19 protein-coding genes are annotated in these 15,306 nt (G+C 38.9%); 8 read left to right on the top strand and 11 right to left on the bottom strand.

From position 1 onward, the window contains the following. Nucleotides 1-76: 76 nt before the first annotated feature. Entirely contained in the window at nucleotides 77-1,294 is a 1,218-nt protein-coding gene (locus BN1082_RS07460; RefSeq protein ID WP_090632834.1) for an NAD(P)/FAD-dependent oxidoreductase, read from the bottom strand. A 442-nt stretch (nucleotides 1,295-1,736) separates the two neighbouring features. Between BN1082_RS07460 and BN1082_RS07455 the strand changes: the two genes are divergently transcribed. Continuing rightward, on the top strand, nucleotides 1,737-2,735 hold the full coding sequence (locus BN1082_RS07455) for an NAD(P)/FAD-dependent oxidoreductase (RefSeq protein WP_090633236.1): 999 nt from the start codon (nucleotides 1,737-1,739) through the stop codon (nucleotides 2,733-2,735). A gap of 274 nt (nucleotides 2,736-3,009) precedes the next feature. Here BN1082_RS07455 and BN1082_RS07450 read toward each other — a convergent pair whose 3' ends face one another. Both BN1082_RS07450 and BN1082_RS07445 read right to left on the bottom strand, forming a co-directional pair. Continuing rightward, nucleotides 3,010-3,375 carry a HesB/IscA family protein gene (locus BN1082_RS07450; protein ID WP_090632832.1) on the bottom strand — a complete coding sequence of 122 codons (366 nt, stop codon included), beginning with the start codon at nucleotides 3,373-3,375 and terminating at the stop codon, nucleotides 3,010-3,012. Nucleotides 3,376-3,507: 132 nt separating this feature from the next. Continuing rightward, a complete protein-coding gene (locus BN1082_RS07445; protein ID WP_090633235.1) occupies nucleotides 3,508-3,747 on the bottom strand; it encodes a YuzB family protein in 240 nt (79 codons plus the stop codon). A gap of 356 nt (nucleotides 3,748-4,103) precedes the next feature. Between BN1082_RS07445 and BN1082_RS07440 the strand changes: the two genes are divergently transcribed. Continuing rightward, nucleotides 4,104-5,171 (top strand): NAD(P)/FAD-dependent oxidoreductase, encoded by a 1,068-nt coding sequence (locus BN1082_RS07440; RefSeq protein ID WP_090632831.1) that lies wholly within the window; start codon nucleotides 4,104-4,106, stop codon nucleotides 5,169-5,171. A gap of 33 nt (nucleotides 5,172-5,204) precedes the next feature. On the opposite strand, the gene BN1082_RS07435 is transcribed toward BN1082_RS07440, so the two are convergent. After that, nucleotides 5,205-5,531, bottom strand: coding sequence for a YuzD family protein (locus BN1082_RS07435; RefSeq protein WP_090632829.1), 327 nt, complete (start codon nucleotides 5,529-5,531; stop codon nucleotides 5,205-5,207). Nucleotides 5,532-5,696: 165 nt separating this feature from the next. Here BN1082_RS07435 and BN1082_RS07430 point away from each other — a divergent pair, with 165 nt between their 5' ends. Further along, nucleotides 5,697-5,918 (top strand): NifU family protein, encoded by a 222-nt coding sequence (locus BN1082_RS07430; RefSeq protein WP_425412134.1) that lies wholly within the window; start codon nucleotides 5,697-5,699, stop codon nucleotides 5,916-5,918. Nucleotides 5,919-5,969: 51 nt separating this feature from the next. Here BN1082_RS07430 and yutH read toward each other — a convergent pair whose 3' ends face one another. Next, entirely contained in the window at nucleotides 5,970-7,013 is a 1,044-nt protein-coding gene (yutH, locus tag BN1082_RS07425; RefSeq protein ID WP_342666634.1) for a spore coat putative kinase YutH, read from the bottom strand. Nucleotides 7,014-7,159: 146 nt separating this feature from the next. Here yutH and BN1082_RS07420 point away from each other — a divergent pair, with 146 nt between their 5' ends. Beyond that, nucleotides 7,160-7,666: a phosphatidylglycerophosphatase A family protein gene (locus BN1082_RS07420; RefSeq protein ID WP_176699682.1), complete on the top strand. Its 507-nt coding sequence runs from the start codon at nucleotides 7,160-7,162 to the stop codon at nucleotides 7,664-7,666. 43 nt (nucleotides 7,667-7,709) lie between these two features. Here the strand turns inward: BN1082_RS07420 and BN1082_RS07415 are convergent, their stop codons facing one another. Continuing rightward, the gene (locus BN1082_RS07415) at nucleotides 7,710-8,474 is read right to left on the bottom strand and encodes a TIGR01457 family HAD-type hydrolase (RefSeq protein WP_090633231.1); all 765 of its coding nucleotides are present in this window, start codon (nucleotides 8,472-8,474) and stop codon (nucleotides 7,710-7,712) included. A gap of 51 nt (nucleotides 8,475-8,525) precedes the next feature. After that, nucleotides 8,526-8,963, bottom strand: a complete 438-nt coding sequence (hepT, locus tag BN1082_RS07410; RefSeq protein ID WP_090632823.1) for a type VII toxin-antitoxin system HepT family RNase toxin — start codon at nucleotides 8,961-8,963, stop codon at nucleotides 8,526-8,528. 312 nt (nucleotides 8,964-9,275) lie between these two features. Between hepT and BN1082_RS07405 the strand changes: the two genes are divergently transcribed. Then, nucleotides 9,276-9,542, top strand: coding sequence for a DUF3055 domain-containing protein (locus BN1082_RS07405; protein WP_090632822.1), 267 nt, complete (start codon nucleotides 9,276-9,278; stop codon nucleotides 9,540-9,542). Between the two features lie 263 nt (nucleotides 9,543-9,805). Further along, nucleotides 9,806-10,084 (top strand): cytosolic protein, encoded by a 279-nt coding sequence (locus BN1082_RS07400; protein ID WP_090632820.1) that lies wholly within the window; start codon nucleotides 9,806-9,808, stop codon nucleotides 10,082-10,084. A gap of 127 nt (nucleotides 10,085-10,211) precedes the next feature. On the opposite strand, the gene BN1082_RS07395 is transcribed toward BN1082_RS07400, so the two are convergent. Next, on the bottom strand, nucleotides 10,212-10,487 hold the full coding sequence (locus tag BN1082_RS07395; RefSeq protein ID WP_090632819.1) for a YutD family protein: 276 nt from the start codon (nucleotides 10,485-10,487) through the stop codon (nucleotides 10,212-10,214). A gap of 108 nt (nucleotides 10,488-10,595) precedes the next feature. On the opposite strand from BN1082_RS07395, the gene BN1082_RS07390 reads away from it, so the two are divergent. Then, nucleotides 10,596-11,243: a YhcN/YlaJ family sporulation lipoprotein gene (locus tag BN1082_RS07390; protein ID WP_425412118.1), complete on the top strand. Its 648-nt coding sequence runs from the start codon at nucleotides 10,596-10,598 to the stop codon at nucleotides 11,241-11,243. Between the two features lie 220 nt (nucleotides 11,244-11,463). Here the strand turns inward: BN1082_RS07390 and lipA are convergent, their stop codons facing one another. Next, nucleotides 11,464-12,378, bottom strand: coding sequence for a lipoyl synthase (gene lipA / locus BN1082_RS07385; protein ID WP_425412117.1), 915 nt, complete (start codon nucleotides 12,376-12,378; stop codon nucleotides 11,464-11,466). Nucleotides 12,379-12,742: 364 nt separating this feature from the next. Here lipA and BN1082_RS07380 point away from each other — a divergent pair, with 364 nt between their 5' ends. After that, on the top strand, nucleotides 12,743-13,738 hold the full coding sequence (locus BN1082_RS07380) for a M23 family metallopeptidase (RefSeq protein ID WP_090632815.1): 996 nt from the start codon (nucleotides 12,743-12,745) through the stop codon (nucleotides 13,736-13,738). 194 nt (nucleotides 13,739-13,932) lie between these two features. On the opposite strand, the gene BN1082_RS07375 is transcribed toward BN1082_RS07380, so the two are convergent. Beyond that, complete coding sequence (locus tag BN1082_RS07375) at nucleotides 13,933-14,256, bottom strand: hypothetical protein (RefSeq protein WP_090632813.1); 324 nt, start codon at nucleotides 14,254-14,256, stop codon at nucleotides 13,933-13,935. A 637-nt stretch (nucleotides 14,257-14,893) separates the two neighbouring features. Further along, on the bottom strand, nucleotides 14,894-15,292 hold the full coding sequence (locus BN1082_RS07365) for a GNAT family N-acetyltransferase (protein ID WP_090632812.1): 399 nt from the start codon (nucleotides 15,290-15,292) through the stop codon (nucleotides 14,894-14,896). Nucleotides 15,293-15,306: the final 14 nt, after the last annotated feature.

Genomic DNA, 15,306 nt, shown 5'->3' with positions numbered 1-15,306 from the left:
TGGAGGTTAAAAAGCAACCTCCATGCCGGCTCGTCTTATGCCTGTCGCCCCTGACCAAGGCGCTTCTGCTTTTCTATTAAAAAACTTTTAATTTTCCTTTTTTCAATACTAATCCAGCCCCGCCAATCATATAAAGGGCACGATTATCAACTACTTTTTTCATGAAGGCTGCTTTTGAGCCTGTAATCTTTTTACCAAATACGACACCGATGCCATCATCATCACCAAGTGAGCAAACTGTTCCTTTATTTTCAAAACTAAAGGATTCAAGCTCGTGTTTATCGCGAATTAAGAAAGCGATATTGCGGGAACAAACTTCACCTTGCTGCATTGCAATTTGTGCAGTTGGAGGGAATGGACGATTTATCTCTTCATTAATGACGAGAGAGCTGTCACCGATGATGAAAACATCATCAAAACCAGGAACGCGAAGATCAGGTTGTACTTTTACACGACCTCTCATCGCTTCAAAACCGGATTTTTCAATAACAGCGTTTCCGCGGACACCAGCGGCCCAAACAACGGTGCCAGCCTTAATTTCGCGAGGCTCTTCCTCACCTTTTGCAACTAAAATACCATCAGGTGTGCATTCTTTAATGGCAGTTCCAATTAAAAATTCTACACCTTTGCTTTCTAATTGAGAAACAGCATATTTCACTAATTCTGGATCAAAGCCAGGAAGCACGGTTGGCGCAGCCTCAACACAAGTGATTTTTACCTTTTGAAAATCCACATCATATTCCTGGCATAGTTTAGGAATTCTGTTTGTTAATTCACCTAAAAATTCAATCCCTGTAAATCCTGCACCACCAACTACGATGGACAAGCGGTTTTCATTTTTCTCTTCTTCCATATTATAAGTGGCAAATTGATATTCAATGTGCTCACGTAATTGACGTGAAGAATTGACATTGGTAATGCCAAATGCATATTCTTTAAGACCTTTAATTCCGAAGGTTTCAGGCTCGCCGCCAAGGGCAATCACAAGATAGTCGTATGATACTTCACCTTGTTCTAAAATAACCTTCTTTTCTTCTTTGTTAATTTCGACTACAGTATCTTGAATGAAATCTACTTTACTACGATCAATAACATTTCGAATATCGTAACGAACTTTATCATGATGCAAAGTGCCTGCAGAAGCTTCATGTAACCATGTTGTTTCATAGTGATAGTCATTTTTATTCACTAATACGATATCCGCTTCATTTACACCAAGTAATTTTTGCAAGCGAACAATAGTCATAAGTCCGCCGTAACCAGCTCCAACAATCACAACTTTTGGCTTTCTCAAAGTATCACTTCCACCTTTTATATTTTTTAAATATCCACTTTTGCTTATCTTCCACTGCTTTCATCATTTTTATTTTTACGTAGAAGGAAAATGTATGTGATATAATTCACGTATAATGGCATAAAAATAGGACAATTTACGTAATAATAGGAAAAAAATGTGCAGAGGATCCTTCCACGCCATTGGAAAGCAGTATGTTCAAGATGTCACAAAAGTGTGCGTTTTCCGTCACAAAAAAGTAACAATATGTTCACAATCCATCTTATGCTACTTTTCGTGTTTTTTCAAGCGGTATATATCATTTTTTTAACATAAATATACTAATAAATTTATGTTAAATATTTCCACTAAAGTTATTGACTGAAAATTCTCTTTAAACTGAAAAGATTTGTGATATGATTTAGGAGTGGAGTCTGTAATTACTTAGTTGGAGGCGAACATGGTGCAAGAAAATCAAAAAGTTTACGATATTACTATTATCGGAGGCGGCCCAGTCGGCTTATTTACAGCTTTTTACGGTGGAATGAGACAAGCGTCAGTGAAAATCATTGAAAGCTTACCACAGTTAGGCGGCCAATTATCCGCTCTTTATCCTGAAAAATATATTTATGATGTTGCTGGTTTTCCAAAAATCCGTGCACAAGAATTGATCAATAATTTAAAAGCACAGATGGCCAAGTTTGAACCTACTGTCGCTTTAGAGCAATCGGTTGAAAGGTTGGAAAAACTAGAGGATGGTACTTTTAAACTAAAAACTAATAATGAAGTTCATTTTTCTAAAACTGTTATTATTACTGCTGGAAACGGTGCTTTCCAACCCCGTCGATTAGAATTAGAAAGCGCTGCTCAATATGAGCGGAAAAACCTTTATTACTTTATAGAGGATTTAAATCAGTTTGCGGGTCAAAAAGTAGTAGTATTTGGCGGCGGGGATTCTGCGGTTGACTGGGCTTTAATGTTAGAACCAATTGCAGATAAAGTAACAATTGTTCACCGCAGAGATAAATTCCGCGCTCACGAGCATAGTGTCGAAAACTTGTATAATTCCAAAGTCGATGTGAAGACTCCATACGTTCCTGCTGAATTAATTGGTGATGAAAGCGGGATTAAGCAAGTAGTGCTTGAAGGCGCAAATGGAGAAGGCCAAGAAACAATTGATGTTGATGCTGTCATTTGTAATTACGGATTTGTTTCCTCTCTTGGACCTATTAAAGAATGGCGACTTGACATTGATAAAAGCTCCATTGTCGTCAATTCTAAAATGGAGACAAACATACCGGGAATTTATGCGGCAGGTGATATTTGCACCTACGATGGAAAGGTTAAATTAATTGCTTCCGGCTTTGGAGAAGCACCAACAGCTGTCAACAACGCCAAGGCATACATCGATCCAAAAGCAAAAATCCAGCCATTGCACAGTTCTTCTATGTTTAATAAGTAAAATAATGAAGGCGCCTTTGAGGCGCCCTTTTTCATTGACCAGAAAGTATAAATTTTGACTTTGAGAATTGTCTAGCTCCAGCGCCAAGCCCCTCGGGTCATAAGCCGGCAAAGTTGCGGATTCATGGAAGCCCCTGCTACACGGCTCTCGCCGTTCCGCAAGACTACGAGGAAGTTTTTTCAGGCAGCTGTCTCGCTGTGGTGGCTGAGGAGCTGCCTCCTCGTGGTTCGTCTTATGCCTGTCGGGGCTAATCAAGGCGCTTCCGCTTTTCTTATTAGCATTCCTCAGGTGTTCCAGCTTCCTTTGCAGTCCTAAACGAAGAACCACAGCCGCAGGATGCGATCGCGTTCGGGTTATCGATCGTAAAACCGCCACCCATCATGGATTGCTTATAGTCAATTTTTGTACCTTGTAAAATAGCTGCACTTTCTTTGTCGACGATAATTTGGATTCCATGCTGTTCAAATTGAATGTCATCCGCTGTTGCCTCATGATCAAATCCCATTCCATAGGACAAGCCGCTGCAGCCGCCGCCTTTTACACCGACTCTGAGCAGTGCGCCTTCTTCTTCATTGTGTTTCATCATATCTTTTACCTGCAATGCCGCTGCTTCTGACAATAAAATTACATCCTTGCTCATCACATATCCTCCTTTATTTACACTTTTATATTAAAGTATATATTCTGTAGAAAATGTACTCAACATTTTTGATTATAGTAACTATTGTATGATAAATAATAAATATGGAGAGCGGTTTAAAGCTCCCCTTATTTAAAACATTGGATTTTCTTCTAAATATTGATAGATATTTTCTACCAATTCGTCTGGCGTTTTTCCTGTGACCACTTCACCATTCACAAGGGCATAGAGCATGGTTGCACATTTTCCGCAATAGCCAAGACATCCATATTCGATAATGTCTAGGTTCGGATCTCTTTCTAACTTTTCAAGTGCTTTTTGAGAACCATTTGCCAGGTTGCTAATACAAAATTCAATGATGGGTTTAATCAATGCTTTCACCTCTTTAAACGTCCACCTAATCGTAACCTTTTTGACAAATTCCGTCAATTACCATGGTAAAGGTATTTTGTCAAGAATGAGTTAGTATGTGTTGTTATTTTGTCACAATTCAGATATACTCATTAAGGTACTAAAAATTATACTGATATGAAAAAATCGAACCATTTATTATGTATTTTAAGATAATAAACATGCATATTAAAGACAATTGAAACCTCGGCGATTGGCGAGTCCGTTAGGATGGTTCATAAGACATAATTGAATTAATGTTATAGGAAAGTAGAAATTTGGGGAAATTTATACTCTCCTTTTAGCTACCATAGTAATTTTACAAAGGGGAATTAAACATGAAAAACCTTGTCATTCTCGGCGGTGGATATGGTGGAATGAAAATTTTGAACGAGCTTCTTCCAAGCCATCTTCCAGAAGATTGGATGATTACACTTGTCGACCGTGTCCCGTATCATTGTTTAAAAACAGAATATTATGCCCTAGCAGCTGGAACAATTTCTGACAAAGAGGTTCGGGTTGCTTTTCCAGAGCATCAGCAACTTACAATAAAATTCGGTGAAGTAACAGGAGTAGAAACGAAAGATAAGAAGGTTCTTTTAAAAGATGAAGAGGCCATTTCCTATGATGATCTAATCATTGCTCTTGGCTGTGAAGATAAATATCACGGTGTACCAGGTGCTGACCAATTCACATACAGTATTCAAAGCATTGAAAAGTCCCGGGAAACTTATTCCGTTTTAAACAATCTTGCTCCAGGTTCTGTCGTGGGAATCGTCGGCGCTGGGCTTAGCGGTGTAGAATTAGCCAGTGAACTAAGTGAGAGCCGTGAAGATCTACAGATCAAATTATTTGACCGAGGAAACCATATTTTATCTGCCTTTCCCAACCGCTTAAGTAAATATGTAGAAAATTGGTTCCAAAAGCATAATGTCGAAATCATTAATAATTCCAATATCACAAAAGTGGAAGAAAATACATTATTCAATCATGATGAGGCTATTCATTGTGATGCCATTGTTTGGACAGCCGGAATTCAAGCCAATAAAATTGCCCAAGGATTAGAGGGAGAAAAAGACAGCTCTGGAAGAGTAGTCATTACTCCCCATCACCATTTACCAAACGATGAGCATATTTTTGTTTTAGGTGACTGTGCCAGCTTACCACATGCACCAAGTGCTCAGTTAGCCGAAGGGCAAGCCGTACAAATTGCGGAAGTATTAAAACGCCGTTGGAAAGGCGAAGCTCCACCTGCTTCCTTCCCGCAGATCAAATTAAAAGGAATTCTTGGTTCCCTTGGGAAAAAGCAAGGCTTTGGTATGATGGCAGACCGCGCCATTACAGGCCGTGTAGCCCGCTTACTGAAATCTGGAATCCTTTGGATGTACAAATATCATAATGGATAAATGAAAAAACTCGCTACGGCGAGTTTTTTATTTTTATTCGGCTTTGTACCCGTATTTCTCCATTTCTGAAAAAATGGTCTTTAAACGCGGGTTTCCTTCTCCCACTATTTTATCTTTAATCACAACAACTGGATAAAATAGGTCTTCATCCATCACTCTCTTTGCAAAACTTTGTTTCTCCTGTACTTCTGGGGGCTGATGAATATCAACATAAGTCATTTGAAAAGATTGATTAGGAAATTTCCTTGCAATCGCTGCTTGTAGCCATTCATAAGTTTCCTTTGATGAAGGCAAATGAACACAGCTCGGACATAAAGATTCCGCACCATATAAGACGATTTCAACGTTTATTAAATTCATCATACTCATTCCTTGTTTTTCTTTTATTTTACAACATTAGGATAGTAAAAATGAAAGAATTTGTTTCTCATTTAGTGAATTCCTTTCTCATTTGAATGGATTTTTAGATTCGATGACAGTATAATGAAGAGAGGAAAGGAGTCGATTCATTTGCCAGATAAAGATATGTTAGAACAAGTTCAAGAAGTATTAGATAAATTACGTCCGTTTCTTCTTCGCGATGGCGGAGATTGTGAATTAGTTGATGTTGAAGATGGTATTGTGAAACTACGTTTACTTGGAGCATGTGGTTCTTGCCCAAGCTCAACGATTACTCTTAAAGCCGGTATTGAAAGAGCTCTTTTAGAAGAAGTTCCCGGCGTTGTCGAAGTCGAGCAAGTATTCTAATTCTATAAATAGCGATTGCCCATAGGCGGGCAATCGTTTTTTTATTAATTCTTACTTCACCAGCCACTCGAGTAATGGCAAATGCAGCCTTTGAGTTGGGGCACCGGATATATGATAAAAGTGACTTAAAAAGCGCTCGTATTCGGTTGATTGCCTTAATATTTTACTTAATTGTTCCTCTAGCACCTTTTTTTGCTGCTCTGAACGTGAAATATAATAATTTTCGATACACTCATAATAATGTAATGGAAAGAGCAGACGCGCATACAGCAGTCTCCACGAAAAAGCCGACAAAGGTGAAATACTTTGGTACTCAGAAAAAAAAAGCTTCAATTCTTGATCATATGTTTGGATGTTGCGAAAGTACCGCTCTCTTGTCCACTCAGCCAAGTCTCGGCTGCGATGATCAAATACCCAATCAAAAGGGTTTTTGATCAGATAATTTAGCCCCCATGAATTTTTCGTAAATCGTTCATGGCATACGGTTCCACTATCCGTTTCAATCGGTTGATCATCAATCTCTGTATCCACTAAATATTGGATAGCATTCTCTGTTAGTCCCATATAGTAAGGGAAGGATTCAATGAACATTCTTTCAAATTCATCTTCAGGTGTTTGAAAAAGTAGACCATTCCAAACTTTCTCCATTTGTTCGAGTCGCTTTTCCCACAATTCTTTCCACTGACCAATACGGCTTGACCTTTCAACAGAAAATTGGATACTCCTCCCTCGTTCATGAAATTTGGCAAGCTTCCTCCCTAACCGAGGATTTTTCTGGTTTTCGGTCTGCCGATTAGCTAATACACAATATTGGTCTTTTTCCCAAGTTGTTATAAAGGTGCCATCCTTCGTCGGAAGGAAAGCAGGAACATGATAGTCCCCGAAATTTCGTAAATGTTGTGCAATTATTTCCAGCTCGGAAAGATCCTCTTCCTCTCTCCCTATAGGCTTCGAAATTAAATAGACCCAGCCATTTGCTCTCAAGGCGTCATACGCATCTAATTTTATATATTCCTCAACCTTTATTCCGTATTGGTTTTCCAGCATTTTTTGCAGCATGCTTCCACCTCTTCTCCATACCTCTCCTAAAGTCATATATATGTTTTACTTTTTAAAAACTTGTTGCCTTCCTACAATGAAATGGAGATTTAAAGGAATTGGATAAATATGTTCAAGGTAATGTTTGACCGTATTCAGCATATGTTATATAGTGATAACCCTACGAAAAGGTGATAAAAGCAATGGCAGACGACAAAAAAATGGATATTACCGAAGAAATAGCACGCAGATGGATTAAAGAAAGAGGCGTAGAAATCAAGGATATTGCCGAATTGGTTTATTATTTACAAAATAAATATCACGAAAACTTAAAGATGGAAGACTGTTTAGCCAATGTCGAGCGGGTTCTTTCCAAGCGGGAGGTTCAAAACGCAGTCATTACGGGGATTCAATTGGATGTTTTAGCTGAAAAAGGATTGTTGGAGGAACCACTGCAATCCATTATTCATAGAGACGAAAGTCTATATGGGGTTGATGAAATTCTCGCCCTTTCAATTGTCAATGTTTATGGATCGATTGGCTTTACCAACTATGGCTATATTGATAAACAAAAACCCGGCATCCTGTCCCATTTGAATGACAAATCAACAGGAGAATGCCATACCTTTTTAGATGATATAGTAGGTGCGATTGCAGCTGCCGCATCAAGCAGGCTCGCACATCGGGCTGCAAGGGAAAATGGAAAGTGAGAATATGGTGTCAGGCACCGTGGTGCCTGACACCATATTTTTTTTAAAATTCCCATTGGTCGAGTGAGTCAACGGAATGGGTGGGCTGGCGGTCATAACGTGAAAGCATTTCCTTCGTGGTTACGCCAGTGTGGACTAATAATGTGTCTAAGCCTGCATTCATTCCCGCTAATATGTCGGTTTCGTAATAATCGCCAACCATTATGGTTTCTTCTTTTGAGGTACCCAAAACCTTTAATGCTTGTTCCATTATTATGGATTGGGGTTTCCCGATAATGACGGGCTTTGTTTGAGTGGATTCTGCAATAAGAGCGGTAAAAGAACCATTGCCTGGTAGCATTCCTCTCTCAGTTGGAATCGCTCTGTCGGCATTGGTAGAAATAAATACAGCTCCATTGCGGACCGCTAGGCAAGCCATCGCTAACTTTTCATAATTAATGGCCCGGTCAATCCCCATCACAACATAGTCAGCATCTTCTCCTGCAAATCGAAAGCCCTTTTCCTCAAGTGCTGCAACTAATCCTTCTTCACCGATACAATAAATCGATGCATCCTTTTTTTGCTCTTCTATGTAACTGGATGTGGCCATACTGCTTGTAAATACAAGCTCTTCACTTGCAGGAATATCAAATCCCATTAGCTTTTCAGCAACTTGTAAAGGAGTTCTTGAAGAGTTGTTGGTTACGAATAAGTAAGGGATTCCCTTTTCTTTTAAGCCTTTTACAAAAGCAGATGCAGCCTCGATCCGCTCAGTCCCCCTATACATCGTTCCATCTAAGTCAATTAAATAACCTCTATATTTTTTCATCATCATCAACCTCCGAGATTAGTATCCCTAACTAATGGAAAAAGACCAGAATTAATTTTTAAAGGCGGAAACAGGTCCTAATTCATTCGTAAGGTAATCGCGAACGTTTATGATAAAAATCCTTAATGCGTCAAGATGCATTGCAAATTGTTCAGAAAGTTCCATATGGTTGATTTCGGTGTAGGAATGGACAAGCACTTTACGAAAGAGGATAAGATGCTTTAAACTTTTGCTCGTGTCCATTGAAATAACCTTTTCATCTGTTAAGATTTCAATAATATCTTCATAACTCCCCGGATCCCGCATAATAAATCCATCAATCATGTCATTGCCAACATCAAGCACTGCCTCAAGCATCATCTGTGTTAAGCGTTCTAGTGCTGCTTTTTCAATCGGTGACGACCACTCACTTTGTGTAGAAAAAAGACTGATTTGGTTTTCTAAATATACTAAGGTTGCTTCCATTTTTTCTCGATCAACAAAATACATGAATTCCACTTCCTAGTTTTTTATTCTCTTAGTTGCCATACCATTTTTTAGTGCGGGGTAATTATTTAACAATCCATTGAGAGGATGTTCAGCATATTTTCGCCGAAGTTGAATAAACTGTACCTACATTAGCGCCAGCAATTTAAAAATAATAAAACGCAGTACTTTTATATTATAAATGAAATTCTTTTTCTCTTCTATTGAATCATTTTTTTTGCGAATTAGCTTTTATTAAGCTCGCTTGCTCCCATTATGTACATAAATTTGATACGATAGAGAGGATATTGAAAATTTTTTAAAAGGAGACCATCTATGACAGAACGTTATTTCTTATACGATGATACTGAAAATACAAAAACGAGATTTGTCAGCTTTTTAGGTGAAAATCATCGATTTGATTTTGCGATTGTTCAAACTAATCGTCACTATGGCAAACACCTTGTCCTCGATATGCAAGGGAACCGCTTTGCCATCATTGGACATGATGACCTTGAGGAAGAAGGATATTTAGAGCATGCGTTTCAGTTAAATGAACATGATGCGGAGGAACTAAGGTCTTTCTTATCCGAATTAGTTTAACTTTTGGCTCATGAATTTGCCGCTCCTTATACATACTATATAGAAAAGCGGAAGCGCCTTGATCAGCCCCGATATAGGGGAGACTTGGCACTGATAAGTGCCTTAGTCTCCCTTAATGCGCACAGAAGGCGTTAGCCCTCTGTAGACAAGCACAAGACGAGCCGGCAGGAAGGTTGCTTTTTAACCTTCTTGACGGATTGGCTTGTGACCTCGAGGGGCTAGGCGCTGGAGCTGGACAAGTAGAAGTATAAGGGGTGGAACAAATGAATGATCACGATAAAAAATATACAGACTTTGCAAATGTCGAAAAACAAAGGGACTTTCTAACGGCTGAAGAACTTCCGGAAGGTCCCTTTGGTTCCCCAATTGGAAGAGAAGTGCCGGTTTTTAATAAAAGTACTCCCTGGCGGGAAGGACAGCGCCATTACAGTGCCTTTAATTATGAGTTTAAAACACTTCATCAAGACATACCACGGCAAATGGGCGGACCGCATCCCCCACACGATGACCCGGATAGTGATAAACAGCCTCCATATGAATGAAAAGAGGATGTCCCAAAACTTAGTGTCAGATCCCTCAAGCTACAATATATAGCTGAATTTTAACATAATAAGCAGCTATACATTAAGTGTTAAGCGAGAGATCGGACCCTTTTGGGACATCCTCTTATTATTTTTTCACCTTTTTTAAAACAAAATAAGCACACCCGAAATTGCAGTATTCATAAAGATATTCACTCAATGTGCTGATTTTGGTATCAAAGGTCGCTTTTTGATTTTGATCGTCAAAAAAGCCTTTTAATCGGAGCTGGCCATAACCCCAATCGCCGACAATGTAATCATAGCGCGCTAAAATATCACTGAATCTAGCTCTAAATGCTTCATCATTAAAAGCATTTCGGTGCTCCTGCACCAATTCGTACGTTGTATTGTTGATTATAATCATGCGATTTCACCTCAATTTTTACCAACAAATCCTATTATCCATTATAACCGATTCACCATCAATTACTAAGAAAAAAATAACTCAGCTAGGCAATCCTAAAAATAGGAGGTGAAAAGTTTGAAAAAATTAATCCTCATCATTGGATTAACGGCTATTACCGCTCTTTCCGCCTGTTCAAAGGATATGGCCAACCGCGATGTTTATGAAGAAAGCGGAAAATCTGTCAACGTCAATAATAAAAGAACGGAGCTCTATAATGAAGGGGCAAGTCGAAGTGTTCGAAATGTTAGCAATGATTATGGATATGTCCGTCACCAAAAAAGCCCCGTTTTAAATGATCAAAATGTTAATAACCAATATACGGCCCTTAATCGTGAACAACTGGCCAGTATTATTAGTAGATACAGTACAAGCATTCCAAACGTGCATGATGTGGCCACTCTTGTCACCGACCAAGAGGTTTTAATTGCGTATCGAACCGATACCAAAGACCGTAATTTGACTGCGGATCAAGTTAAAAAAACGGCTATGTCAATAGTCCCTAGATATTACCATGTTTACGTATCTGATAATCCCCAATCAATTCGTGATGTTGAAGCTTTGTCACACATGGCTTCCACTAACAAAAATGCTCGAAGTTCTGTTAACAGTGTAATTGCCCAAATGAAAAAATCACCACAAGGTGCACGAATGAATGCAATTGAGGATGAAAATGGTGTTACGCCGGATGACCGTATGAATCGTCCCAACCAATAAAAAGGGCCGGGCATATTTGCCCGGGTTTTTTTAGAAATATGTTGATCCCGCCTATAAAAAGTCGATTCGCGGATAGGTGCATGAAATTCGCTGATTGGCCCCCCGTATTCGCTGATAGAAGTACGAAAATTGCTGATAGAAGTGTGTTTTATGTGCTTAGTTCCGATTTTCAAAGCTTAATTACAAAAAAAGCCCAGTCAAAATGACTGAGCTCTCCATTTTATGCTTCTTTTGCTTCTTTTTCGCCTTGTAATTGCTTATTTCTTGCTGAAGCATTTACCTGCTCATCAGCATGATAAGAGGAACGAACAAGTGGACCTGCTTCGCAATGACTAAAGCCTTTGCTCATGGCAATTTGGCGTAATTCTTCAAATTCATCTGGATGATAATATTTTTCTACCTTCAAATGCTTCTTAGTCGGCTGTAAATACTGGCCGATGGTCATGATATCTACATGGTTTGCTCGAAGATCATCCATTACTTCAAGGATTTCTTCTTTTGTTTCACCAAGACCTACCATCAAGCTCGATTTTGTTGGTGTAGTTGGGTTCATTTCTTTTGCACGGCGTAAAAATTCAAGGGAACGGTCATATTGAGCGCGTGCTCTTACTCTTGGAGTGAGACTTCTCACAGTTTCAATATTATGATTTAAAATATCAGGTTTTGCTTCCATTAAGATACGTAAATTTTCTTCTTTTCCTCCCATATCAGATGGAAGAACCTCAATGCTTGTAAATGGGCTTTTTCTACGTATGGCCCTAACGGTTTCAGCAAAAACGGCTGCACCGCCGTCTTTTAAATCATCTCTGGCAACGGCTGTTACGACTACATGCTTTAGATTCATTAACTGGACAGAATCAGCGACTCTTTCCGGCTCCTGCCAATCTAATTCGGTCGGCAACCCCGTTTTTACCGCGCAGAAGCGGCATGCACGTGTACAGACATCACCAAGAATCATAAAAGTGGCAGTCCGTCTTACTGCCCAGCACTCATGAATATTAGGACAGCGAGCTTCTTCACAAACAGTATGTAGATTTTGTTCCCGCATCATTTTTTTAAGGCCGGTATAGGTTTCGTTTGTATTTAACTTTATTTTTAACCAATCAGGTTTGCGTATATGTTCATTTTGACTCATGATTCCCCACCCTTTGTGATGAAATTCTCCTGTTGTCACTTTACCATACCGAATTATGAAGGACAAGTAAACTAATTTATTGCCATAAATTAACCATTATGAAAAACCTAAGAAATCATAAAATAAGATAGAAAAGCGGAAGGTGTCTGTTCAGCGAAGTTCTCTAGTCGTTGGGCACCTCCGCCGAAAAACTCACGTTTTTAGGCGTGCGAGGTATCGCTTCCGGAGCTTACTCTTATGGAGCTGGACAATTCTCGAAGTCCAATGAAATTAATTTTGTTATAAGAAAAGCGGGAGCGACTTATGCTCAAAAGCGGCTAAGCGCTGAAGCTAGACTGCTGTACAAATTTCTAGGAGGATTCCTATGCGAGCATTTCTGATATTTGGAACTTTCCTTTTATTTTTTTCTTCGTCAGTGGCTGTTAGGGATGCTTATGCGAAAGAGACTAATGTTTACCACGAAAGAATGAGGCTATATAAAAAAGTGGAAACCGTCACGCAAATCCCTTGGTATTACCTTGCGGCCATCGATCAATATGAGAGAAGCATCCGCCTTTCTCGTAAGGATTTACCTAAACCAGATCGTCTGATTGGAATTTACATTCCTCCTGAACGATGGGCCGGTCTAACAAATCCAAATCCTAATGATAAAAATCCGTTAACCATTCAATTTTTCAATGGCATTGGCGTTGACGGGAATGGAGATAGGAAGGCGAGCTTAAAAAATGATGAAGATGTTCTATATGCCATTGCTCATTATCTCCTTTCTTATGGAGTTGACAATGATAATTTAAAAATCGGATTATGGAATTATTATCATCGTGATAAATCAGTGGGAATTATTGTAGGAACGGCAAAAGTATATCGCCATTTCGGACGTCTTGATTTAGATAATCGCGTCTTTCCAATGCCAATCCGTTCCAATCATACCTACCGCAGTACTTGGGGTGATGCGCGCGGCTGGGGTGGGCGAAGAATTCATGAAGGGACAGATATTTTCGCCGATTACGGTGTTCCGGTTAGAGCGACAAATTATGGAATCATTGAAATGAAAGGTTGGAACAAATTTGGCGGCTGGAGAGTCGGAATCCGCGATATCAATAATACGTACCATTATTTTGCCCATCTAAGCGGATTTGCTAAAGATTTGCATGTTGGACAGATTGTGGAACCTGGGATGGTAATCGGAAGTGTCGGTAGCTCCGGGTATGGTCCTCCAGGTACATCTGGTAAATTTCCTCCTCATTTGCATTATGGGATGTATAAGGATAATGGCTACACTGAATGGTCCTTTGACCCTTATCCACATTTAGCACTGTGGGAACGGCAAGAGCGAATCGAAGCCAGGAAGAAAAAATAATAACAGTATATTGAGAATAAAAAAACGCTTAGAAGTACCTAACGGGTTTACTTTTGGGGTGAAAAATACAAAAACACAGTGTAAAAAACAGGGCATATCGCGAATTTTTCACAGTATAAATCACATATCAATTCACAAGAAAAGAGCTTGGATACCAAGCTCTTTTAAATTTACCTAATTTCACAAATGAACTATTAAAAATAACTTCTATAATGAATTAACATTGTAATAAATGAAATGATGGTATATGTCAGGGAGGTAAGAAAAGCGATATTAGGATTAAATTGAAAACTTTGACTTTTCATTTTGAAATTGGTCGTCTGTGATTGAATCATTGAATCCGCGAATCGTGATGTAAATCCACCCTTAGAAGTAAAGAACCAAATAATAACAGTAACAACTAATCCAACAAAAAATGAAAAATCAATGAAATTTGTTTTCATATAATAAGATAGCCCAAAACTCAAACCTATTGATATGGCTAAAGTAATTATGATGCTTAGTGCTTTTTTCCCCATTTCGAGTTACCCCCTTTAAATTTTTCTATATATTTAAATATTACCACAAGCTTTCTATTCACTTTACAAAATATTCAAAATTTTTATTTTAATCTTTGGCTGTGTTAAACTTGCCTGTTGATTTACGCTCCAGGCGCTTCGCTTTCCGCGGGCGTTCCGGGGAGCCTCCTCGGCGCTTAAGCGCCTGTGGGGTCTCCCCTGCCCCGTACTCCCGCAGGAGTCTCGCGCCTTCCGCTCCAATCAACATTGTTTCAAGAATCAACAATGACCTTTAACACAGCCTAATCTTTTTAAATGTGTTGAACATAATAATCTTTTTTCCCTATAAAAAATCACCCCTGTTGTTTAAGGAGCGATTTTACTTTAAATACAATATATCATTCACATATCAATTCACACAGTAAATCACACACAATTCAAATACCGTACAATAATTATTTCCATACGTGTGATTTCGTGTGTGAATTAGGGTGCGAAATTAAAAAAAAGCAAAAAACGAATTAGAATTCAACTGTGAATTCCAAAGCGTTTTCGCTTGTGTTTTACTTGTTTGCACCTCTAAAGTAAACCCGTTAGGAAGTACCAAGCGTTTTTTTCGTCTTATTCAATCAACCTGCATCCCGATGCAAGAACCTTTTTAGCATTTACGCCTAATTGAAAATGCATTATCCAGCTTATCAAATCCAACTCGAGGATAATACTCAATGGCATTTTGGGCTGCAACCAATACCAATGAAACCTCTTCACCAATTTTTTCTTGAATAATGCGAATGAGCTCTTTTCCAATTCCCAAACGTTGATATTCAGCATCCACAGCAAGGTCTGATAAATAACAGCAATATGAGTAATCTGTTATGGCCCTTGCTATGCCAACAAGTTGACCATTTTTTCTCGCCGTTACAATAATGTCGGCATGATCGATCATCCGTTGTATCCGTTCTAAATCATCTACTGGTCGTGTAATCCCTGACTTTTTAAAGACATCCGCAACTTCTGAAGCACTAAGCTTTTCAACAAATTCATATATAATCTCCATATCTCCGTTCCTTT

Origin of the sequence: Neobacillus massiliamazoniensis (assembly GCF_001048695.1) — a bacterium.
GTDB lineage: Bacteria > Bacillota > Bacilli > Bacillales > Cytobacillaceae > Neobacillus > Neobacillus massiliamazoniensis.
The sequence above is the reverse complement of the archived record's forward strand: the minus strand, read 5'-3'. Positions and strand labels throughout refer to the sequence as shown.